Raw genomic sequence first — 22256 nt, 5'->3', positions numbered from 1 at the left:
TGCACCCGGTAGATGCACGCCATGCATGGATGCTGTTGCCCTTGCCCTTGCCCTTGCCCTTGCCCTTGATCTTGACCTTCCAGTCCGCCTTCAAGCGAGCCGAGCACCGCAGGTCCGGCGAGGGCGAAGAGGTGCGGGTGTTTGAGCGCAGCGAGTTCCCGCACCGTCCCTCGACGGACCGAGGAGCGCAGGGCACCGGCGTGCGAAGCACGTCGGCTCGCGGCCGGCGGAGCGTTTCTTTGGTTACTTTCTTGATGGCGCACATCCGTGTGCGCCACCCTACGGGCCGGCTACGCCGTTCCACGCTGCTCCTGCAGCGCGGTGCACGAGCAAAGAAAGTGACAAGCACGATCACCGCGGATACGAAAACGGCACCCTCGCAGGTGCCGTTTCAGTGAGCCGCGTTGCCGGGACGCTTAGAACTTGGCGTCGAACTCGGCGGCGTAGCCGGTGTTCACCAGCACCTTCTGCAGCGACTCGGCCACCTTCAGGTTGCCGGCGACGATCTGGTGAGTCTCCGGGCCGCGGTTGTCCATGCGGCCCAGGGTGGCGCCCTTGAAGTCGCAGACCTTGCCACCGGCCTCGCGGACCAGCAGCAGGCCGGCAGCGATGTCCCACGCCTTCACGCCGGCTTCGAAGTAGGCATCAGCGCGGCCACAGGCCACGTAGGCCAGGTCCAGTGCAGCCGAGCCGGTGCGGCGGATGTCTTCGCCGTGTACCAGCAGGGCGTCGACCGCCTTCAGCTGGGCGCTGGCGCGGTTGCGCTCACGCGGCGCGAAGCCGGTGTGGATCATGGTGCCTTCCAGATCCTTGCGTTCGGCCACGCGGATGCGGCGGTCGTTCAGCACGGCGCCGGCGCCACGGCTGGCGGTGAACAGTTCATTGCGCAGCGGGTCGAAGATGACCGCATCGGTCGGCTCGCCGTTCTCGACCAGGGCGATCGACACGCAGTAGTGCGGCACGCCGCGCAGGTAGTTGCTGGTGCCGTCCAGCGGGTCGATGACCCACATGTGGCGACGCTCGCCCTGCACGCCGCCTTCCTCGCCGAATACACCGTATTCGGGGTAGGCGCGCTTGAGTTCCTTGACGATGACCTTTTCCGCGTCCGCATCCACTTCGCTGGCGTAGTCCATCCGGCCCTTCTGCACCACGTTCAGTGCCTCGAGCTTGTTGATGTTGCGCAACAGGACGTTGCCGGCGAGGCGGGCGGCCTTGACCATGACGGTTACGGCGGGTTTCTGCATGGCGTGGGCTCCCGGAAAGGCAGAAGAGATGGACTGGCGGGGGAAAAGAGCGGGTCCGGCGCAGTGGCCGGCCGCACAGTTTACCATTGGTCATCGTCCAGCTCGACCTTTTCCCTGTTCATGTCCCAGTTTCCTGCCGCCACCCGCCTCCGATTCGTCCTGGTCGGTACCCAGCACCCCGGCAACATGGGCGCCGCCGCCCGCGCCCTGAAGACCATGGGCCTGGCCCGCCTGGTGCTGGTTGCCCCCGAAAAGCCACTGGACGAGGAGGCCTTCCGCCGCTCGGCCGGTGCCGAAGACGTGCTGGGGGATGCCCCGGTGGTGGCCACCCTGGCCGAGGCGGTGGCCGATTGCCGCCTGGTGCTGGGCTGCACTGCACGTGCCCGCCGCGTCCAGCTGGAGGAGTACCTGCCCGCCGACGCCGCTGCCCGCGCGGTGGCCAAAGCCGGTGAAGGCGCCGAGGTTGCGCTGGTGTTCGGCCGTGAGCGCACCGGCCTGACCAACGAGGAACTGCAGCTCTGCCATGCAGCGGTGCACATCCCGTCCGACCCGGAGTTCAGCTCGCTCAACCTGGCTGCCGCCGTGCAGGTGCTGGCCTATGAAACGCGCATGCAGCTGCTGGGCGCGCAGCCGGCCACCGATGCCGAGCCCGGCTTCCGCGAACAGGCGGCCAGCCACGAGCAGATGGAGAGCTTCTTCGCCCAGCTTGCCGACACGCTGGACGAGATCGATTTCCACAAGGGCCGCGCCCCGGAATCGGCGATGCGCAAGCTGCGCCGCCTGTTCCTGCGCAGTGAGCCGAGCGAGCAGGAAGTGCGCCTGCTGCGCGGCATCCTCGCCGACACCCAGCGCATGGCGCGACTGGCCCAGGCAGGCGGCAAGGACAGCTGACGACGTTCTCATTTTTTCGGGTAGTCTGTCCGGATACCCAGGGGGGATGAAGCCTGTGTCGGGTCTGCGAAAGGCAATGCAGGGGGGACTGCTGAGCCTGGCCATGGTCCTGCTGGCCGGGACGGTGCGTGCAGCACCGGACCCGGTGCTGGTGCTGGGCCGGATCAGCGATGATCCCAAGGCCCATTACGAGCAGCTGCAACCATTGCTGGACTACGTGGTGGCGCGCATGCACGACGTTGGCATCAAGGAGGGGAGGATCCTGATGGCACGCGACCCGCAGCAGATGGCCAGCTATCTGCGGCGGGGCAGGGTCGACTGGGTCACGGAAACCTCCGGTACGGCAGTGGCGCTGGGCCAGCGCAGTGGCGCCCGTCCACTGCTGCTGACCGAGCGCAACGGCGTGCGTGATTACCAGACGGTGTTCTTCGTGCGCCGCGACAGCCCGATCCAGCGCGTGCAGGATCTGCGGGGCCATCGCCTGGCCCTGCAGAACACGGCGTCCACCAGTGCCTATCTGGTGCCGGTGATGACGTTGCTGCAGGAGGGCCTGTCGCCCCAGATCCTGGCCGGTGCATGGGACATGCCGGGCCGGGACAGTGTGGGTTACGTGTTTGCACGCAGCGAGCTGAACATCGCGACGTTCGTGCACAAGGGGGTGGTTGACGTGGGGGCGGTGAGCAGCGTGGACTGGAACGACGAGCGGCGGATGCCGGCAGCGTTCCGGCGCGACTTCCGCGAGCTGCTGCGCACCGAGCCCTACCCGCGTGCGGTGGAGATGGTCCGCGCCGACCTTGATCCAAGCGTGCGCGATCGCCTGCAGGAAGTACTGCTGCAGGCAGCCAGCGACCCGCAGGCACAGGGGGCGCTGCATCGGTTTTTTGGCACTTCCGGGTTCCACCGCGTCGATGCGCATGCGCAGCAGCGGTTGGATGAATTGAAACAAGGATTGACGCGCGTGCGGATGGAAGTGGAATGAAGTGGCTTGGCTCGGGGATGCAGGCCCGGTTCCTGCTTGCGATGGGCGGGGCGATGGTCGTGGTGATCGCGATCCTTGCGGTGTTGTTGGGGCGGCAGGCCGCGATGCAGGGCGAGGTGCGCAACCTCAGCGGCGGCGTCATCCATGAATTGTTCGACCGCAGCGTGCGCAGCCGCGGCGAGGCGATGGCGCGTGAGCTGTCCGACGCGCTGGCCAACCCGTTGTACTACCGTGACCTGGACCAGGTGGGCGTACTGGTGCGCAGTACCGCGCGCCAGCCCGTGGTGCGCTATGTACTGGTGTTCGATGAACGCGGCCGGCTGGTACACGATGGCTCGGTCGAGGTGTCTGGATTCGGTCAGCCGATGGCCGATCCACTGGCACCCAAGGCCGCGGCCGCGCAGATGCTGGTCGTGCAGGAGTCACCGAAGGTGCTCGACAACACCATGCCGATCATGATCGGCAACCAGCGCATTGGCGGCGTCCGGGTCGGCATGGCGCTGGATGAGGTGCAGCAGCGCGAGCAGGCGGCCAACGCCACCCTGGGCGAGCGCCTGCAGCAGGTCGGCAGCCGTCACCTGGGCTGGCTGCTGCTGATGCTGGGCCTGCTGGTGGTGATCGGCGTGGTGGTGATCCTGTACGTGCAGCGCACCCTGGTCGCGCCGATCCGTGATCTTGCCGTCGCCGCCCGCCGCATCGAGGCCGGTGACTACCAGACACCCTTGGCCGAGAACACCCGCGACGACGAGGTCGGCGAACTGGTCCGCGGTTTCGCCCGGATGCGCGATGCGATCGCACGCCATGACCGCGAAGTGCGGCGCATGGCCTATACCGACGCGCTGACCGGGCTGACCAACCGGCTGGCATTCCGCGAGGCGCTTGATCATCGGTTGATGGCGGCCCGTGCCGCCAATCACCGGCTGGGCCTTCTGTTCGCCGATATCGACGATTTCAAGCGGGTCAATGACACCCTTGGCCACGAGGCCGGCGATGAGGCATTGCTGCAGTTCGCCCAGCGTATCGGCCGCGCGGTCACCGAGGCCGGGGGCGATGAAGCCCTGCTGGCCCGCTTCGGCGGCGACGAGTTCGTGATCCTGGTCGGAGATGGCGACGTGGCGGCCAATGCGCGGCTGCTGGCCGAAGTGCTGGTGCGCGAGCTGGGCAAGCCGCTGGTGGTGCAGGGCAGGGAACTGTTCCTGGGCACCTCGATCGGCGTGACCCTGTTCCCCGACGATGCTGCCGATGCGACCACGCTGCTGAAGAACGGCGACATCGCCATGTACCAGGCGAAGATGGCCGGCAAGAACTGCTATCGCTATTACAGCCGGGCGATGGACCATGCGGTCGAGCGTCGCGTGCATATGGAACAGGAGCTGCGCGGCGCCTGGGAGCGCGGTGAGCTGCGCCTGGCCTACCAGCCGATCTTCCGCATGCGCGACCGCCGCATGGTCGGCGTTGAAGTACTGCTGCGCTGGCAGCATCCGACCCTGGGCACGATCCCGCCCTCGGTGTTCATCGAGGTGGCCGAGCAGAGTGGCCTGATCGAGATCATCGGCCCGAAGGTGCTGCGTGCGGCCTGCATGGAGGCCTCGCAGTGGCCGCGCGGGGCAGCGGGCGATGATCTGTTCGTGTCGGTCAACGTGTCACCGCGGCAGCTGCGTGGCGGCGAACTGCCGGCACTGGTCGCGCAGTGCCTGCATGAGTCCGGGCTGCCGGCGTCGCGCCTGCACCTGGAGCTGACCGAAACCGCCGTGATCGGCGACGAGATGGTTGCCGCGCAGCTGCTGGACAAGCTGCACCGCACTGGCGTGAAGGTGTGGCTGGACGATTTCGGTACGGGCTTCTCCGGGCTCAGTCATCTGCGCCAGGTGCCCGTGGACGGCGTGAAGATCGACAAGAGCTTCGTTGCCGACATGCAGCGCGATCCCGACGACCTTGCGCTGACCACGGCGATCATCGCCATGGCCCACGCGCTGGGCATCACCGTGGTGGCCGAGGGCATCGAGCAGCAGGCACAGTTCGAGCTGCTGGCGCAGCGCGGCTGCGACCTTGGCCAGGGCTACTGGCTGAGCCACCCGGTGACCGCCACCGAAGTGGTGCGGATGATCGAATCGGGCGTCTGACCCCCAAAAAGGGGACGGAGGGAATTAAGTCGCAAATGCATAAGCGACTTAATTCCCTCCGTCCCCTTTTTTGTTACAGCGGGCGCTTGCTCGGGTCGCCGGGCAGTTCGCGCACCAGCTTGGGGATCAGGTAGCCGGACAGGCGTGCGGTCAGGCCGGCAATCAGCGCCTTGGCCTGGGTGTCGTCCACTTCGAAGTGGGCCACGCCCTCGACCCGGTCCAGCTGGTGCAGGTAATAGGGCAGCACGCCAGCAGCAAAGCTGCGCTCGCTCAGGTCCTGCAGGGCCTGCACGCTGTCGTTGACCCCGCGCAGCAACACCGCCTGGTTCAGCAGCTGGGCGCCGGTGCCGCGCAGGCGGGCCATCGCTGCGTCCACGCTGGCGTCGAATTCATTGGCGTGATTGGCATGGACCACGATCGCCAGCGGCCAGGGCAGGCTGCCCAGCCAGGAGACCAGTTCATCGTCCACGCGCTCCGGCAGCACGATCGGCAACCGGGTATGGATGCGCAGGCGGCGGATGTGCGGTATCTGGCGCAGGGCGTCGGTCAGTTCCACCAGCTTGTGCGTGGCCAGCGACAGCGGGTCACCGCCGGACAGGATCACCTCGTCGATGTCCGGGTCGGCGGCGATGGCGGCTACGGCCTCCTGCCATCCCCCCTTGGCGGCGTTCTCCGCGCCATAGTCGAAGTGGCGGCGGAAACAGTAGCGGCAGTTGATCGCGCAGCTGCCGGTGGCGACCAGCAGGGCGCGGCCACGGTACTTCTGGATGACGCCGGTGGCCTTCTTGGCGGCGCCATCGCCCACCGCATCGAAGCTGAACCCGGGCGCCGGGTGCATTTCCTCGTCGACCGGCAGCACCTGACGCAGCAGCGGGTCGGCCGCATCGCCGGGGCGCATGCGGGCCACGAAGCCCTCCGGCACGCGCAGCGCGAACTGGGCCATGGCCGCTTCCGAGACACCCAGCGCGGCCGGGTCCAGCTGCAGCCGGGCCAGCAGGGCGTGCGGGTCGCGCAGCGCCTGGCGCCAGAGCTGCTGCCAGCGCGCGGGCGCACCTGGCGACTGGGGCCGTGGGAAGGCGGAAAGCTGCATGGAGAGGGGGCCTGCGGTTATCATGGGGGCAGAAAAACAGTCGCCCACCGGCATCCGGTGGGCTTTCCATTCTAACGGCTCGCCGCACCCGCGGCGTTTTTGCCACTCAGGAGTTTACGCATGGCCAGCTACGGCATGAACGACGTCAAGAACGGGATGAAGATCCTGGTCAACAACCAACCGGCCGTCATCATCGACACCGAATACGTCAAGCCGGGCAAGGGCCAGGCCTTCACCCGCGTGAAGTACCGCCTGATCAAGGACGGCCGTACCCAGGAAGTCACCATGAAGTCGACCGACTCGCTGGATGCAGCCGACGTCGTCGATACCGACATGAACTTCATGTACAGCGACGGCGAGTACTGGCACTTCATGGACCCGGAATCCTTCGAGCAGGTCCAGGCCACCAAGGCCGGCATGGGCGGCGCCGAGAAGTGGCTGAAGGGCGAAGAGTCCTGCGTGGTCACCCTGTGGAACGGTGAGCCGATCTTCGTGCAGCCGCCGAACTTCGTTGAACTGAAGATCACCGAAACCGATCCGGGCGTCCGTGGCGACACCTCGGGCGGCGGCGGCAAGCCGGCCACCCTGGAAACCGGCGCCGTGGTCCGCGTGCCGCTGTTCGTGAACCAGGAAGAAGTGATCCGCGTCGACACCCGTTCGGGCGAATACTCCGCACGCGTCAAGTAATCCGGCGCAGCCGGATCATGGTAGTGCCGGCCGCTGGCCGGGTACGCGCCATCGCATCCGCGCTGGCGCTCCCATGATCTGCTTCGGCAGATCATGGGCCCCGCTTCACGAGTCTCCAGACCCCGCCGCTTCGCGGCAGCCCCTGACTCAGGGGCGTGTCCCCCAGAAGTATCTCGCCCCACAGCCAGTGAGCCCGCATGAGCGATAGCCCGCACCTCCCCGAAGCCTGCGACCTGCTCATCGAAGCCGGTTACGTCGTTCCGATCGAGCCGCATGCGGTGGTGCTGGAAGACCATGCCGTTGCCGTGCGTGGCAGCGAGATCGTGGCCATCCTGCCGCGTGCCGAGGCCCGCGCACGGTTCCGCGCCACCCAGGTGGTCAGCCGCCCCGAGGCGGCGCTGATGCCGGGCCTGGTCAATGCGCACACGCACAACCCGATGACCCTGCTGCGCGGCGTCGCCGACGACCTGCCGCTGATGACCTGGCTGCAGCAGCACATCTGGCCGGTGGAAGCGGCGGTGATCGGCCCCGAATTCGTCGCCGACGGCACCACCCTGGCCATCGCCGAGATGCTGCGCGGCGGCACCACCTGCGCCAACGAGAACTACTTCTTCGGCGATGTGCAGGCCGCCGTCTACAAGAAGCATGGTTTCCGCGCGCTGGTCGGCGCGGTCATCATCGATTTCCCCACCGCCTGGGCCAAGACCGACGACGAGTACTTCGCCAAGGCCGGTGAACTGCATGACCAGTGGCGCACCGATCCGCTGATCGGCACCGCGTTCGCGCCGCATGCGCCGTATACGGTCAACGATGCCAACTTCGAGCGGGTGCGGATGCTGTCCGACCAGCTCGACATGCAGGTGCACCTGCACACCCACGAGACCGCGCAGGAGATCAACGATTCGATCAAGCTGCACGGCCAGCGCCCGCTGGCGCGGCTGGATCGGCTCGGCCTGGTCAACGACCGCCTGATCGCGGTGCACATGACCCAGCTGACCGATGCGGAAATCCACCTGTGCGCCGAACGTGGCGTCAGCGTGGTGCACTGCCCGGAATCGAACCTGAAGCTGGCCTCCGGTTTCTGCCCGGCCTGCGCCCTGCAGCGCGCCGGCGTGAACCTGGCGATCGGCACCGATGGCTGCGCCAGCAACAACGACCTGGACATGTTCAGCGAGAACCGCACCGCGGCGATCCTGGCCAAGGCCGTGGCCGACGATGCGACCGCGCTCGATGCAGCGACCACGCTGCGCGCCTCCACCCTGGGTGGCGCCCGCGCACTGGGCTTCGGCGACCGCATCGGTTCCATCGAAGTCGGCAAGCAGGCCGATCTGGTCTGCGTCGACCTGTCCGCGCTGGAAACCCAGCCGCTGCACAACGTCCTGTCGCAACTGGTGTACGCCACCGGCCGCCAGCAGGTCAGCGACGTCTGGATTGCCGGCAAGCCGAAGCTGGTGCAGCGCGAGCTGGTCGGCATGGACCTGCCGGGCATCATCGCCAACGCGCGCCAGTGGCGCGAGCGCATCCGTCATATCCGCGCCTGAACCCCGGCGCCGCAAGGACCCCTCATGACTGCCCCCCACGCTTCCTCCAATTTCGATCAGGCCGAGCTGGACAAGTTCGCCGCGCTGGCCAACCGCTGGTGGGACGCTGACGGCCCGCAGAAGCCGCTGCATGCGCTGAACCCGGTGCGCCTGCAGTACGTGGCCGATCGCGTGCCGCTGCGCGGTGCGCGCGTGCTCGACATCGGTTGTGGTGGCGGCCTGTTGAGTGAAGCGCTGGCCCAGGCCGGTGCTGACGTCACCGCCATCGACCTGGCCCCGGAACTGGTCAAGGTCGCGCGCCTGCATGCGCTGGAAAGCGGCGCCAAGGTCGATTACCGGGTGCAGGCTGCCGAAGATCTGGCCGCCGAGCAGCCGGGCAGCTTCGATGTGGTCACCTGCATGGAAATGCTCGAGCACGTGCCCGACCCGGGCGCGATCATCGAGGCCTGCACGCGCCTGCTGAAGCCGGGCGGCCACCTGTTCCTGTCGACCATCAACCGCACCGCCGCCGCCTTCGCGGTGGCGATCGTCGGCGCCGAGTACGTGGCGCGGCTGCTGCCCAAGGGCACGCACCACTACCAGGAATTCATCAAGCCTGCCGAGCTGGCGCGCTGGCTGCGCGAGGCCGACATGCAGCTGGTGGATGTCAGCGGCATGGCCTACGAGCCGTGGCGCAACCAGGCCCGCCTGAGCAGCCGTACCGACATCAACTACTTGGCCTACGCGGTCAAGCCGGCATGACCGCGGCCCGCTTCCCGCGCGCGGTGCTGTTCGATCTGGACGGCACCCTGCTGGACAGCGCGCCGGACTTCGTCGCCACCTGCGACGCGATGCTGGCCGAGCGTGGACGCGCACCCATCGATCCGGCCGCGCTGCGCCCGGTGGTGTCGAAGGGCTCGCGGGCGATGGTCTCGGCTGCGTTCCCGGAACTGGACGTTGCCGCACGTGACGCGCTGATCCCGGAATTCCTGCAGCGCTACGAAGCATTGATCGGCCAGCACGCAGTGCTGTTTGATGGCGTGGCCGGCATGCTCGCCGCGTTGGACGATGCCGGTACGGTGTGGGGCATTGTCACCAACAAGCCTGAATACCTGGCGCGCTTGATCCTGCCGCAGCACGGCTGGCAGCAGCGCTGTGCGGTACTGGTGGGTGGTGACAGCCTGGCCGAACGCAAGCCGCATCCGCTGCCGTTGCTGCACGCCGTGCAGGCCATCGGCATTGCCGCCGAAGACTGCGTATACGTGGGTGACGACGAGCGCGACATCATCGCCGCGCGTGCCGCGGCCATGCCGTCGGTGGCGGCGTTGTGGGGCTATCGCCTGCACAGCGACGATCCGCTGGCCTGGCAGGCCGACGTGCTGGTCGAGAACGCCGAACTTCTGCAACTGGCCAGCCTCTGGCCGACCCGGCCGGCAGCCCCGGCCCAGCCGTAAGGAATCACGTAGTGAGCAGTACCGCGCTGGACAGTTTCCTCGACAAGTGGCGCAGCCGTTGGCCGGAATGGTCGGTGGCCGCCCCGTTCGTGGCCGAATCGCAACGCGAGCTTGCGGTGGCGTGGTTCGCGCTGCTGCAGGAATTCGACGACATGCTCAACACCAGCGGCGACCCGTTGCCGGCCGACGCCAAGCTGGCGTGGTGGGGCGAGGAGCTGCGCAGCTGGGCCGCGCATCGTTCGCGCCACCCGCTGGGCCGCCTGCTGGAGCCGGTGCGTGCGCCGTGGGCGCAACTGGCCGAAGCGCTGCCCGATCTGGTTGAAGCGCGTACCGTCGCGCTGGATGCAGCCGGTGCCGAGCGTGCGCTGGCCCATTACGCTGAAGCCGTGGCCGCGGTGGAGGCAGCCCTGTTCGCGGACAAGCCGCGCACTGGCGCCGGTCGTGCGGTGCAGCTGCAGACCCTGGCCCAGCGCCTGCAGGATGCCGGCGTAGCCGGTGTGCCGCGCAGCCTGCTGGACGGTGATGCCAGCACGGCCGCACAGCGCTGGGCGCAGCATCTGTTGAAGGGCTGGGGCAGCCGCGTGCCCGGCCCGCGCCCGCGCCGCGTGTGGTCCAGCCTGGCGCGTGCACGCCTTGCCGCGCAGGCGGCAGGCAAGCCGATCGAAGCCACGCCGGTACGCACCCTGCTGCGTGTGTGGTGGGCTGCGCGCGGCTGATCGATTGCCGTGGTAGTGCCGGCCGCTGGCCGACAGCCAGGGCGATGCAGGATTCATGGGGTTGCCGGCCAGCGGCCGGCGCTACCCTTCCAGGGCGCCTCAGAACGTCCTGACCTCGTTCATTGCTTCGCGCAGTACGTCGCGCTGCAGCGGCGTAGTGCCCGGTGCGCGCGCCGCTTCCACGGCATCGACGATGCCCATCCACGCCATGTAGATCTGCTCGCGCTCTTCGGTTTCGATGAAGCCGCTGCGGCGGTCCAGTGCGTTGAAGCCTTCGGTGTAGTTGCGGCCGATCTGCGCCAGCGCTGCGGTCAGTTCTGCAGCAGCGCGGTCATCGGTGGCCAGCTTCAATGCATCCGTACAGGCTTTGCGATACAGCGTGGTTGCCTTCTTCGCCTGCGCAGTGCTGATGTGCGTGCTTCCCTCCCAGTCGCGGAAGGGGTTGTCGAGATTTGCGGCCAGCCATTCGGGCTTGCGCAGCTGGCCCACATCCAGATCCAGGCCTTTTGCCACCTCGCCCTTGTAGGCCTTCCTGATGGCGGTGCCAAGATCGGCCGGTAAGCTGTGCAGCCACAGCCGGCACAAGCGCGGCCAGCATTCCGGTGCCGGAAACACCGAACCAGCAGGCGGAAAGAGATCGCTGCCGCTGAGGGTGTGCAGCTGCTGCAGATTGCCGAGGCACTGCAGCTGATGCAGCAGGCAGGGGGCGCCGTTGATCGCGAGCGATTGCAGTTGCGGGAAATGCTGGGCAATGCGTGCGGCGTCGAGTTCGCGTACTTCCCGCAGCTGCAGTTCACCGAGCTGCGCCAGGCCCAGGCCTGGCAGCAGCGGATCGGTACTGATGAGGGTCAGCCAGCGGCCTTCGTCCTCGGCGTGGATGATCAGCGCGGGATCGATGCTGCCGATCAGCGTCAGGCGATCCAGCTGCGGGTTGAGGTGGAGCGAGCGCAGGCCGGTGACATCGATCGTCATCTGCAGGAGCCTGGTTTCTCGCACATCGACGTCGGTCTCCTGCAGGCCACTGATCTGCAAGGTATGGATCAACGGCCGTGTACGCAGCCACGGCAGCAGGCCCGGCACCGGTGTGCTGATCTCCAGCTGCGTGAGCAGCGGCAGGGCATCGAATACAGCCAGTGACGGCGCACGGTTCAGGGTCGCGCTGTCCAGTTGGCGGGTGCAGCGCCGCACCGGAAAGTCATCGCTTTCCAGTACCACGCTCTGGTCTTGCGGCGCGGACATCGCGGCGTGGAAGGCGCGCACGGCATCGGTATCCAGCGCATCCCACTTGCGTTGCCCGACCCATTCGGCGCCATCCGGCCAGCTGCCGTAAGCCCTCGGATGATCGGCGATCAGCGGCTCGCGCCAGCCCACCTGCTGGAAATCGCGCGGGACGCGCTTGCCTACCCAGCGGTGCAGGATCGCGGGCGCCGCACGGAACGGGCTGAAGCGGGCAGGTTGCATGGCTGCAACGGCGACGGCATCCGGCAGGGCACTGCCCACCCAGTCCAGTGCAAGGACGGCGAAGCTACCGTCCTCCGTATTCTGGTGGGTGAGCTGGTAGGCCACGTAGGCGCCCAGGCGTGCGTTGTGGACGACGTGGATATCACCCGTAGCGGGCATGCAACGTTCCTTGTTTCCATGCGTCGAAACATCACGGTAGCGCCGGCCGCCGGCCGGCATCCAGATTCGCCGCAAAGATCATGGGGTTGCCGGCCAGCGGCCGGCACAACCGTTATTTGCGTTCCAGCACCAGCAGCGGATCGATACGGGTATCGAACCAGTTCATGCCCCAGTGCAGGTGCGGGCCGGTGGCACGACCGGTGGCGCCGACCGCAGCGATCACCTGGCCCTGTTCCACACGGTCGCCAACTTTTACGTCGATGCGCGACAGGTGCAGGAAGTTGGAGCTGACACCGAAACCGTGGTCGAGCAGCAGCGTGCCGCCGGTCAGGTACAGGTCGGGGCCGGCGAAGGTGACGATGCCGGCCGCCGGCGCCTTCACCGGCGTGCCGGTCGGTACCGCGATGTCCATGCCGGAATGACCTGCGCCGGGCTGTCCGTTGTACACGCGGGCATTGCCGAAGCGACCACTGATGCGGCCCTGCACCGGCCAGACGAAGGTCTGGGTGAAGTCGGTGCGATCGTCATCGCGGGCACGCGCGGCAGTCACCTGCGCCTGTTCGCGCTTGATCCGCTCGGCAATCGCCGGCGGCGGGTTGACCGTCTTCGGCGGCACGCCGTTGACCCGCTCGGTGGGCCAGTCGCGCGGGGTCACCGCAATGGTCGCGGTCTCGCTGCCACCGTCAGGGCGTTGCACCTGCACGCGCAGCGGACCCTTCTCCTCGCGGCCGATGCCGAACACCACGCTGCCATAGCCGCTCACCCGCAGTTGGCGGCCGGCGTACTGCACGCGGCTGCCGGCGGGTACCTTGCCGATCACCAGTGCGCCCTGCGATGCGCTGGCCGGGAACACCACCCGGCTGTCGATCAGGCTGCCGATGCCGTCCTGTGCCTGCGCCGGCGGTGCGGTGAACAGGGGCGCGGCCACCAGCAGCGCCCCGATCAGAAGTGCGGAGCGCATCAGCGGTCGTAGGTCATGCGCTGGCCGGCCGGCTCGCCCACCAGTTTGCTGCCGTCCCACACCAGTTGGCCATTGACCCAGGTGGAGGCCACGCGCGAACGGAAGGTGGTGCCTTCAAACGGCGACCAGCCGCACTTGGACAGCACGTCCTCGCGCTTGACCGTGAACGGCACGTCCTCGACCAGCACCAGGTCGGCGAAGTAACCCTCGCGCAGGAAGCCACGTTCTTCCACGTCGAACAGCTGTGCCGGCGCATGCGCGAACTTCTGCACCACCTGCTCGCGGGTCAGCTTGCCTTCGTGCACGCGTTCCAGCGCGGCCACCAGCGCGTACTGCACCAGCGGCAGGCCCGACGGCGCCTGTGCGTAGGGCTTCTGCTTCTCTTCCCAGGTGTGCGGCGCGTGGTCGGTGGCCAGGACGTCCAGCACGTCATCGGCCAGCGCGGCGGTGATCGCCTCGCGGTCGGACACTTCCTTGATCGCCGGGTTGCACTTGATCAGGTTGCCCTTGGTCGCATAGTCCGGACGCGCGAAGTGCAGGAAGTGCACGCAGGTTTCGGCGGTGATCTGCTTGCGGCTGCCGTCGGCGCGGATCAGCGGGCCCTTCTCGAACAGCGCCAGCTCATCGGCGGTGGAGATGTGCAGCACATGCAGGCGGGTGCCGTGCTTGCGCGCCAGCGACATCGCCAGGCGGGTCGACTTGATGCAGGCCTCGCGCGAGCGGATGTCCGGATGCATGTCCGGGGTCAGCGCATCGCCGTATTTCTCCTGGAAGGCCTTCAGGTTGGCGTCGATCATCGGCGTGTCTTCGCAGTGCGTGATGATCGGCGTCGGGCATTCGCGGAAGATCGCGTCCAGCGTTTCCGGATTGTCCACCAGCATGTTGCCGGTGGAGGCGCCCATGAACACCTTCACGCCCGGGGCCTTCTTCGGGTCCAGCGCACGGATGGCGTCCAGGTTGTCATTGCTGGCGCCGTGGTAGAAGCCGTAGTTGGCCCAGGCGCGGCCGCGCGCGAGCTCGTATTTGGCTTCCAGGATGGTCGAATCCAGCGTCGGCGGATTGGTGTTCGGCATGTCCATGAAGCTGGTCAGGCCACCGGCCACCGCAGCCGCCGATTCGCTGGCGATGTCGCCCTTGTGGGTCAGGCCCGGTTCGCGGAAGTGCACCTGGTCGTCGATCATGCCCGGAAGCAACCAGCGTCCGGCTGCGTCCACCACCTGCTCGCCGTCGCGCGGCGCCAGCCCGTTGCCGATCTGCGCGATGCGGCCGTTCTCGATGCGCAGGTCGCCGTCGAAGGTGCGGCCTTCGTTGACCATGCGGGCGTTGGTGATGAGGGTGGAGGACATGTCAGTGTTTTCCTGTGCAACGGCAAGAGGGGGCGTTGGGGGACTCGGGCACGGGGTCGAAGCCGCCGGGATGGAACGGGTGGCAGCGGCCCAGCCGGCGCGCAGCCAGCCAGCTTCCGCGCAGCGGGCCGTGCCGCGAGATGGCGTCCATCGCGTATTCAGAACAGCTCGGCACGAAACGGCAGCGTGGCCCCAGCAGGGGGCTGATGAAGCGCTTGTAGAAGCGCAGCAGGGCAATGAGCAGGCGCGAGATCACCCAGTCATCTTATGCCAGTTGGCATGAAGGCCGCATTTGTGCAGGATGGGCCGTTGGTCGCATGTCGCCGATGGCCTGCGACCGGTACCAGCGCCTTCGGGTGCTGGCCAGGTTCCGTACCGCGCAAGGCGGTCCGTGTTCGTCGGACTGCCTCCAAGGGCGCCTTGACTCCAGGACTGAATGGAGCAGGGGGTCGAGGTTGCTGCTGCGGGTCGGGTAGGCTATAAAGGCCCGCTTTCCCGGGCCCCGGGGAATCCAAGGAAGAGCGTTTCGTGGCTGCTAAAAAAACTGCAAAGAAGGCCGCAACGGCCGCCAAGAAAACCGCCAAGCCTGTTGTGAAGAAGTTGGCGGCAAAGCCCGTTGCCAAGAAACCGGCCAGCAAGCCGGCGACCAAGGCAGCGTCCTCGCAACCGGCGGCCAGGAAGGCCACCGCAAAGAAAACGCCGGTCAAGGCAACCAAGCCGGTGGCGAAGAAGGCTGCTGCGCCCGCCAAGGCCAAGCCTGCCGCTGCCAGCAAGAAGGCGCCGGTGGTGAAGAAGGCCGCCAGCAAGGCCGCGCCGGTGAAGAAGGCCGCCGCCAAGCCGGTGGCGAAGAAGGCAGCAGCCAAGCCGGCGCCGAAGGCGGTGGTGAAGAAGGCTGCGGCCAAGCCGGTCGCCAAACCTGCAGCGAAGAAGGTTGCTGCGGCTAAACCGGTGGCCACGCCTGCCGCTGTAAAGAAAGTCACCAAGAATGTTGCCGCGCCGGCCGCAAAGCCGACCCCGGCCCCCGTAGTGAAGTCCGCACCGAAGCCTGCCCCCAAGCCGGCTCCGGCCAAGCCTGTCCCGGCCAAGACCGTGGCAGTGGCAGCAGCCCAACCGGCCCCCAAGCCGGCCCCGGCCGCCGCTCCTGCTGCTTCGAAGGCCCCGCAATCCAAGAATCCCGTGCCCGTTTCGAAATCGCCTGCCAAAACCGCCGTGAAATCCGATTCCGCCCCGAAGACCGTGTCGCGCCCTGTCGGCAAGGTTGCCGTGGCCGTCGCCGCCCGTTCGGCGGCACCGGCCCCGCGCAGCAAGTACAAGGTGGTCGAGTACAAGACCGACGAGGCCACCGGCCGCCCGATCCTGCCGGCTGGCTACAAGCCGTCCTCGGAAGAGGAATACATGAGCCCGCTGCAGCAGGAATATTTCCGTCAGCGCCTGCAGAACTGGCGTGCGGACCTGGTGGAAGAGTCCAAGCAGACCATCGAGAACCTGCGCGAGGAAGTGCGTGACATCGGCGACGAAGCCGAGCGCGCGACCCGCGAGACCGAGAACTCGCTGGAACTGCGTACCCGTGACCGCTACCGCAAGCTGATCGGCAAGATCGACAGCACCCTGAAGCGCCTGGAAGCGGGCGACTATGGTTACTGCGTCGACACCGGCGAAGAAATCGGCCTGGAGCGCCTGGAAGCGCGCCTGACCGCCGAACGCACCATCGACGCCCAGGAGCGCTGGGAGCACCTGCAGAAGCAGCAGGGCGACTGATTCCTGATCGTTGTCTGGTCATGCGAAAAACCCGGCCTCGGCCGGGTTTTTTGTTGGGTGTGGTTGGCTGGGTAGAACGGGGCCTTCCGGGTATAGGAGGGAGCCTGTGTGCGCGGTTGCTGTAAAGCCTAGCCCGTGCCCGGCTCGGGTCGAAGGCGCGGGCAAAGAAGAGCAAAAGCAAAAGCAGCCAAGCATGGCTTGGCTCTACCAAGGGCGGTCATGCGTGCGCTCGCGGCTGTTGGGTCCGCCTTGTAGCGAGCCGAGCACCACAGGGGATTCAGGGGCGAAGAGGCGCCGCTGTTTGAGCGCAGCGAGTTCGGCGCCGTCCCCTGATTCACCGAGGAGCACAGGGCACCGGCGCGTAGCGCCGGCTCGCGGATGGCGGCGCGTTTCTTTTGGTTACTTTTCTTTTCGCGCGAAAAGAAAAGCGACACCCCACCGCGGTCACGGAAAGAGCCCGCCGGGCATGGCCCGGCGCTACCGGCGCGTGGGCGCACGGAAATACGCAGCCGAGCATGGGCTCGGCTCTACAGGCTCACTGCAGGTCGCGAAGATTCAGCTTCCGCAACGTCGGGTTCTTCCACGCCGTGATCCCGGCCACGCTCAGCACCGCGAACCCACCCAGCACCACTGCCGGCACCAGGCCGAGCAGCTTTGCCATCGTGCCGGCATAGAACGCGCCCAGTTCGTTGGACGAACTGATGAAGATGCCGTTGATCGACGACACCCGGCCGCGCATCTCTTCCGGCGTGGCCAGCTGCAGGATGGTCGAGCGGATCACCACCGACACGCCATCGAAGGCCCCATAGAACAACAGGATCAGCGCGGACAGCCAGAAGTGCTGCGACAGCCCGAAGCTGATCACGCACAGGCCGAAGCCGGCCACAGCGAACAGCAGCACGCGGCCGGCATTGCGGTGCAGCGGGTGGCGCGCCAGCCACAGGCCAACGCAGACCGAGCCCAGCGCCGGCATTGCGCGCAGGATGCCCAGGCCTTCCGGGCCGTGGTGCAGGATCTCGTGCAGGAACGCCGGCAGCATCGCCACCACGCCGCCCAGCAGCACCGAGAACATGTCCAGCGCCATCGCCCCGACCATGATCCGGTTGCCGACCACGAAGCGCGCGCCTTCAGCGATGCTCTTGAAGATCGGGGCGGCTGGACCGGTATGCACCGGTTCTTCCACCTTCAGCGTGGCCAGGCAGGCCATCGCCACCAGCGCGAAGCCCGTGGCCACCGCGTAGGACAGGCCCTTGCCTCCGAAGCCGACCAGCACGCCACCCAATGCCGGACCGGCCACCATGCCGGCCTGGAACACCACGGCGCCGAGGCCAGCGCCACGCGCGAACTGGTCACGGGCCAGCACGCGGGCGAACAGTGCGTTGTAGATCGGCGACAGGAAGGCGCGGACCATGCCGGTCAGCGCAATGGCCGCATAGATCGGCCACACGCCTTCGAACGGCAGCCAGCCCTTGGCCACGCCGGTCAACACCAGCGCGGTGGCGATCAACCCGGAGCAGGCGACCATGCCGAGCCGGCGGCGCGGCAGGTGGTCGACCAGATAACCGGCGAACGGTGCGACGCAGAAGAACGGCAGCACCTCGGCCAGGCCAACCAGGCCCAGCGAGAACGGATTGCGGGTGACTTCGTAGATGTGCCAGCCGACGGTGACCGCGACCACCTGGTAGGACAGCATCGCGAAGATGCGGTAGGCCAGCAGCTTGGCGAAACCGGGCCGGGACAGCAGCCCCAGCGCGGTGTCTTCGGCCGTGGCGGGTTCGCTCACGACGGGGCGCGCTGCAGCTGGGCCTGCGCGGTCTCGCGGATGAAGGCCAGCATCGCCGCCACGCCGTTGCTGCGGGTGGGCGAGAGGTGGCGGGCCAGGCCGATGTCCTGGATGTAGCTGGGCTCGGTATCCAGGATCTCCTGCGCCGAGCGCCCGGAGTACACGCGCAGGGCCAGGAAGATCAGGCCGGAAACGATGGCCGAATCACTGATGGCGTGGAAGCGCAGCGACTGCGCATTGCCTTCCGGCACGATCCAGACCATCGACTGGCAGCCGAGCAGGCGGTGCTCTTCGGTCTTCCATTCGTCCGGGAAGGCGGGCAGCTTACGGCCGAGGTCGATCAGATACTGGTAGCGCTCGGACCAGTCGCCGAAGAAGCCGAATTCCTCGGCGATGGCGGTCTGGGCCTCGGCGGCGGTGGGTTCAAGCGGGAACGGAGAGTCGGTCACAACAGTCTCTACAGTGGAGCGTGGCCGGCGGACCGGCCACGGGGCAGGGTGGGTCAGCCGCGCTTGCGTGACCAGCGCACGCCCTGCGGGGTGTCTTCCAGCACGATGCCTTCGGCGGCCAGCTGGTCGCGGATGGCGTCGGAACGGGCGAAGTCGCGTGCCTGCTTGGCGGCGGCACGCTCGTCGATCAGGCCCTGGATGCGGGCATCTTCGCCATCATCGCTGGCCGCGGTGCCGAACCACTGCGCTGGATCGGCCTGCAGCAGGCCCAGGGCCAGGCCGGCACCGAGCAGTTCGCCCTTCAGGCGCGCCTGTTCGGCCGGGTCGGTGGCCCGGCGTGCATCTGCGGCGATGCGGGCCACTTCGGCCAGTGCCTGCGGGGTGTTCAGGTCGTCTTCAAGAGTCGCCTCGACCGTGGCCGGGATCGCCACGACCGCCTCGACCGACGCCAGCTCGCGCAGCGTGCCGTACAGGCGGTCCAGGGTGCGCACCGATTGCTCGATGAGGCCATCGGACCAGTCCAGCGGCTGCCGGTAGTGGGCCGACAGCAGGGCCAGGCGCAGCGCTTCCGGCGGGTGCTGGCGGACCAGGTCGTGCACGCGTTCGATGTTTCCCAGCGACTTGCTCATCTTGGCGCCGCCGAAGTTGAGCATGCCGTTGTGCAGCCAGAAGCGGGCGAAGATCTTGCCGCCGTGGGCGCATTCGCTCTGCGCAAGCTCGTTCTCGTGGTGCGGGAACTGCAGGTCGACGCCGCCGGCATGGATGTCGATGGTCTCGCCCAGGTGGGCGGCGGCCATCGCCGAGCATTCGATATGCCAGCCCGGGCGGCCACGGCCCCAGGGAGACTCCCAGCCAGGGAGGTCGTCGCTGGACGGCTTCCACAGCACGAAATCGCCTGGGTCGCGCTTGTACGGGGCCACGTCGACGCGGGCGCCGGCCAGCATCTCTTCCGGGTCGCGGCGCGAGAGCTTGCCGTAGCCTTCGAAGCTGGCCACCGCGAACAGCACGTGGCCTTCGGCGGCGTAGGCATGACCATTGGCGATCAGCTGCTCGATCATGGTGATGATCTGCGGGATGTGCGCGGTCACTTCCGGCTCGATGTCCGGCGGCACCACGCCCAGCGCGGCCATGTCTTCACGGTAGGCGGCGGCGAACCTGTCGGTGATGGTGCTGATCGGCACGCCCTGCTCACGCGCGGCGTTGTTGATCTTGTCGTCCACGTCGGTGATGTTGCGCGCGTAGCGCAGGCCACCGAAACGGCGTCGCAGCAGATCGGCCAGCACTCCGAACACCACTGGGCCACGGGCGTTGCCGATGTGCACGTAGTTGTAGACCGTCGGGCCGCACACATACAGGGTCGGACAGGCCGGGTCGAGCGGGGTGAACGGTTCGAGCTGGCGAGTCAGGTTGTTGTGCAGGCGCAGGGTCATGGGGCTGTGGCTGGGGGACAAGCCTGTGATTTTAGAACGTGTCGGCCCCCTTTGGGGGCACCGCCTGCCACCGGTGGACGCCGGGTCCAACCAGGGTGGGGTGGGCAGGAGCAGCGTGGACGGGTAATGTTCAGCCCCTTGCGCTCGCCACTGCCTACACTATTGCCGTGTCCTTGCTCCCTTCGCCAATGAAATCCACCGCGTTGCTGACCCTGGCCTGCCTGTCGGCGCTGGCCGCCGTGGCCCAGGCGCAGGAGGCCGAGCCCCGCAACCGGGTGGTGATCGTGGAGAACGTGAAGTTCGATTACGCGCAGGTACTGAACGTCGAACCCGTGTTCCAGACCCTGCGCGCGACCCGTACCGAAGAACACTGCGAGCCGGTCTCGACCCGGACCCTGGCGCCGGTCAATGTCACTGGTGAGGAGCCGGTCGAGGACAAGGGCCGGATCAGCCGCTTCTGGGACTCGGTACGCTCGATGTTCAAGCGCAGCGATGAAGAGGTCTCGGAGGACACCGCCGCCGAGTCACCGGCCCCGGCGCCGGCACCGGCCAACAATGGTCCGATGCTGACCCGCGACTGTCGCATCGTGCCGGTGGGACGTGAATTCCGCCGGCCCATCGCCTACGACGTGGACTACGTCTACAAGGGCACCAAGTACCGCTCGCGGCTGCCGGAAGATCCCGGCAACCGGCTCAAGATCCGGGTGTCGATCACCCCCTGGGTCGGCCCCGAGCAGGGCGCCGCCGGCAATCCCTGATTCTGCGACCCCGGCCCCTTGCGTCGGCCCCGGCCGCATGCAAAGATGGATGACCATGAAGCTCTCCGACTTCCAGCACGACAGCAGCGCAGCCCGACAGGCGTCGGGCATGACCTCGCGTGCGCGTCGACCGGAACCCCACATCCTCGCTGGGTAACCGGAGCTTTTTGCTGTTCGTCCGAAAAAAACCCAGCCCGCCGGCTGGGTTTTTTCGTTTCCGCGTCATGAAAGCTGCAACTGCAACCTTTTCGTTCCACCTTTGCTTCCTGTTTTCCCTTCCACCGCGTCGAACCCGGCGCCGCCACGCAAGGAAAGATGATGTCCCCCAAGCACTTCCTGAACACCCAGGACTGGAGCCGCAGCGAGCTCGACGCGCTGCTGACCCAGGCCGCGCTGTTCAAGCGCAACAAGCTCGGCGACCAGCTCAAGGGCAAGTCGATCGCGCTGGTGTTCTTCAATCCGTCCATGCGCACCCGCACCAGCTTTGAACTGGGTGCGTTCCAGCTGGGTGCCCACGCGGTGGTGCTGCAGCCGGGCAAGGATGCGTGGCCGATCGAGTTCAACCTCGGCACGGTGATGGACGGCGATACCGAAGAGCACATCGCTGAAGTGGCCAAGGTGCTGGGCCGTTACTGCGACATCATCGCTGTGCGCGCATTCCCCAAGTTCATCGACTGGGCCTACGACCGCCAGGACATCGTCCTCAACAGCTTCGCCAAGTACTCGCCGGTGCCGGTCATCAACATGGAGACCATCACCCACCCGTGCCAGGAGCTGGCCCACATCATGGCCCTGCAGGAGCACTTCGGCACCCAGGACCTGCGCGGCAAGAAGTACGTGCTGACCTGGACCTACCACCCCAAGCCGCTGAACACCGCAGTCGCCAACTCGGCGCTGACCATCGCCACCCGCATGGGCATGGACGTGACCCTGCTGTGTCCGACCGCCGACTACATCCTCGACGACCGCTACATGGGCTGGGCCGAGCAGAACGTGGCCGAGAGCGGCGGCTCGCTGAAGATCAGCCATGACATCGACAGCGCCTACGCCGGTGCCGACGTGGTCTACGCCAAGAGCTGGGGCGCGCTGCCGTTCTTCGGCAACTGGGAACCGGAAAAGCCGATCCGCGACCAGTTCAAGCACTTCATCGTGGACGAGCGGAAGATGGCGCTGACCAACAACGGTGTGTTCAGCCACTGCCTGCCGCTGCGCCGCAACGTGAAGGCCACCGACGCGGTGATGGATTCGCCGCAGTGCATCGCCATCAACGAAGCCGAGAACCGCCTGCACGTGCAGAAGGCGATCATGGCGGCGGTTGCCGGGCGCTGAATCAAGCAAGGGGTAGAGCCGACCGTTGGTCGGCTGCTCCCGCAGCGGCGCATCCAACATTTCAGCCGACCAGCGGTCGGCTCTACCGAATTCCCATCCCCCAAGTGGACCTGATCCC

At 67.2% G+C, this 22256-nt stretch carries 20 protein-coding genes; 11 read left to right on the top strand and 9 right to left on the bottom strand.

Annotated features, from left to right (window positions below; genetic code table 11):
• Window positions 1-416 precede the first annotated feature (416 nt).
• On the bottom strand, window positions 417-1244 hold the full coding sequence (locus ACZLHH_RS16115) for an inositol monophosphatase family protein (RefSeq protein WP_049401244.1): 828 nt from the start codon (window positions 1242-1244) through the stop codon (window positions 417-419).
• A gap of 120 nt (window positions 1245-1364) precedes the next feature.
• Between ACZLHH_RS16115 and ACZLHH_RS16110 the strand changes: the two genes are divergently transcribed.
• From ACZLHH_RS16110 to ACZLHH_RS16100, 3 genes are all read left to right on the top strand, one after another.
• Entirely contained in the window at window positions 1365-2135 is a 771-nt protein-coding gene (locus ACZLHH_RS16110; RefSeq protein WP_049401245.1) for an RNA methyltransferase, read from the top strand.
• Between the two features lie 76 nt (window positions 2136-2211).
• Window positions 2212-3114 carry a phosphate/phosphite/phosphonate ABC transporter substrate-binding protein gene (locus tag ACZLHH_RS16105; protein WP_478478788.1) on the top strand — a complete coding sequence of 301 codons (903 nt, stop codon included), beginning with the start codon at window positions 2212-2214 and terminating at the stop codon, window positions 3112-3114.
• The gene (locus ACZLHH_RS16100; protein ID WP_032130248.1) at window positions 3111-5237 is read left to right on the top strand and encodes a putative bifunctional diguanylate cyclase/phosphodiesterase; all 2127 of its coding nucleotides are present in this window, start codon (window positions 3111-3113) and stop codon (window positions 5235-5237) included. Before ACZLHH_RS16105 ends, ACZLHH_RS16100 begins: the two co-directional genes overlap by 4 nt.
• A gap of 73 nt (window positions 5238-5310) precedes the next feature.
• On the opposite strand, the gene epmB is transcribed toward ACZLHH_RS16100, so the two are convergent.
• Entirely contained in the window at window positions 5311-6327 is a 1017-nt protein-coding gene (gene epmB, locus ACZLHH_RS16095) for an EF-P beta-lysylation protein EpmB (RefSeq protein ID WP_180844519.1), read from the bottom strand.
• A gap of 120 nt (window positions 6328-6447) precedes the next feature.
• Here epmB and efp point away from each other — a divergent pair, with 120 nt between their 5' ends.
• The 5 genes from efp (at window position 6448) to ACZLHH_RS16070 (ending at window position 10704) form a co-directional block, all read left to right on the top strand.
• Complete coding sequence (gene efp, locus ACZLHH_RS16090; RefSeq protein ID WP_014037874.1) at window positions 6448-7014, top strand: elongation factor P; 567 nt, start codon at window positions 6448-6450, stop codon at window positions 7012-7014.
• A 197-nt stretch (window positions 7015-7211) separates the two neighbouring features.
• The gene (locus ACZLHH_RS16085; protein ID WP_014037873.1) at window positions 7212-8555 is read left to right on the top strand and encodes a TRZ/ATZ family hydrolase; all 1344 of its coding nucleotides are present in this window, start codon (window positions 7212-7214) and stop codon (window positions 8553-8555) included.
• A 24-nt stretch (window positions 8556-8579) separates the two neighbouring features.
• Window positions 8580-9296, top strand: a complete 717-nt coding sequence (ubiG, locus tag ACZLHH_RS16080; protein ID WP_180844518.1) for a bifunctional 2-polyprenyl-6-hydroxyphenol methylase/3-demethylubiquinol 3-O-methyltransferase UbiG — start codon at window positions 8580-8582, stop codon at window positions 9294-9296.
• Window positions 9293-9988, top strand: a complete 696-nt coding sequence (locus ACZLHH_RS16075) for a phosphoglycolate phosphatase (RefSeq protein ID WP_180844517.1) — start codon at window positions 9293-9295, stop codon at window positions 9986-9988. Before ubiG ends, ACZLHH_RS16075 begins: the two co-directional genes overlap by 4 nt.
• A gap of 11 nt (window positions 9989-9999) precedes the next feature.
• On the top strand, window positions 10000-10704 hold the full coding sequence (locus ACZLHH_RS16070; protein WP_049423927.1) for a squalene/phytoene synthase family protein: 705 nt from the start codon (window positions 10000-10002) through the stop codon (window positions 10702-10704).
• A gap of 99 nt (window positions 10705-10803) precedes the next feature.
• On the opposite strand, the gene ACZLHH_RS16065 is transcribed toward ACZLHH_RS16070, so the two are convergent.
• The 4 genes from ACZLHH_RS16065 to yidD all read right to left on the bottom strand — a co-directional run bounded on the left by ACZLHH_RS16065 (window position 10804) and on the right by yidD (window position 14887).
• Window positions 10804-12324 carry a gliding motility protein gene (locus ACZLHH_RS16065; RefSeq protein WP_180844516.1) on the bottom strand — a complete coding sequence of 507 codons (1521 nt, stop codon included), beginning with the start codon at window positions 12322-12324 and terminating at the stop codon, window positions 10804-10806.
• Window positions 12325-12436: 112 nt separating this feature from the next.
• Window positions 12437-13285 carry a M23 family metallopeptidase gene (locus tag ACZLHH_RS16060; protein WP_180844515.1) on the bottom strand — a complete coding sequence of 283 codons (849 nt, stop codon included), beginning with the start codon at window positions 13283-13285 and terminating at the stop codon, window positions 12437-12439.
• Entirely contained in the window at window positions 13285-14631 is a 1347-nt protein-coding gene (locus ACZLHH_RS16055) for a dihydroorotase (RefSeq protein ID WP_010486624.1), read from the bottom strand. Before ACZLHH_RS16055 ends, ACZLHH_RS16060 begins: the two co-directional genes overlap by 1 nt.
• Before the next feature lies 1 nt (window position 14632).
• On the bottom strand, window positions 14633-14887 hold the full coding sequence (yidD, locus tag ACZLHH_RS16050) for a membrane protein insertion efficiency factor YidD (RefSeq protein ID WP_014037867.1): 255 nt from the start codon (window positions 14885-14887) through the stop codon (window positions 14633-14635).
• A 272-nt stretch (window positions 14888-15159) separates the two neighbouring features.
• Between yidD and dksA the strand changes: the two genes are divergently transcribed.
• Entirely contained in the window at window positions 15160-16389 is a 1230-nt protein-coding gene (gene dksA / locus ACZLHH_RS16045) for an RNA polymerase-binding protein DksA (protein ID WP_049401259.1), read from the top strand.
• Window positions 16390-16924: 535 nt separating this feature from the next.
• On the opposite strand, the gene ACZLHH_RS16040 is transcribed toward dksA, so the two are convergent.
• The 3 genes from ACZLHH_RS16040 to cysS are packed head-to-tail and all read right to left on the bottom strand — an operon-like array spanning window position 16925 to window position 20051.
• A complete protein-coding gene (locus tag ACZLHH_RS16040; protein ID WP_032129395.1) occupies window positions 16925-18172 on the bottom strand; it encodes an MFS transporter in 1248 nt (415 codons plus the stop codon).
• Window positions 18169-18621 carry a SufE family protein gene (locus ACZLHH_RS16035; protein WP_099472572.1) on the bottom strand — a complete coding sequence of 151 codons (453 nt, stop codon included), beginning with the start codon at window positions 18619-18621 and terminating at the stop codon, window positions 18169-18171. The genes ACZLHH_RS16040 and ACZLHH_RS16035 overlap by 4 nt, the downstream gene beginning before the upstream one ends.
• A 53-nt stretch (window positions 18622-18674) precedes the next feature.
• Window positions 18675-20051, bottom strand: a complete 1377-nt coding sequence (cysS, locus tag ACZLHH_RS16030; protein WP_180844514.1) for a cysteine--tRNA ligase — start codon at window positions 20049-20051, stop codon at window positions 18675-18677.
• A 188-nt stretch (window positions 20052-20239) separates the two neighbouring features.
• Between cysS and ACZLHH_RS16025 the strand changes: the two genes are divergently transcribed.
• Both ACZLHH_RS16025 and ACZLHH_RS16020 read left to right on the top strand, forming a co-directional pair.
• Window positions 20240-20809 carry a glycine zipper 2TM domain-containing protein gene (locus ACZLHH_RS16025; protein WP_032129397.1) on the top strand — a complete coding sequence of 190 codons (570 nt, stop codon included), beginning with the start codon at window positions 20240-20242 and terminating at the stop codon, window positions 20807-20809.
• Between the two features lie 318 nt (window positions 20810-21127).
• A complete protein-coding gene (locus ACZLHH_RS16020) occupies window positions 21128-22138 on the top strand; it encodes an N-acetylornithine carbamoyltransferase (protein ID WP_032129398.1) in 1011 nt (336 codons plus the stop codon).
• The last annotated feature ends 118 nt before the right edge of the window (window positions 22139-22256 follow it).

The organism is Stenotrophomonas sp. 28608_Sma (assembly GCF_056486185.1).
Note: the sequence above shows the minus strand (reverse complement) of the source record. Positions and strands in the feature narration are given on the sequence as shown.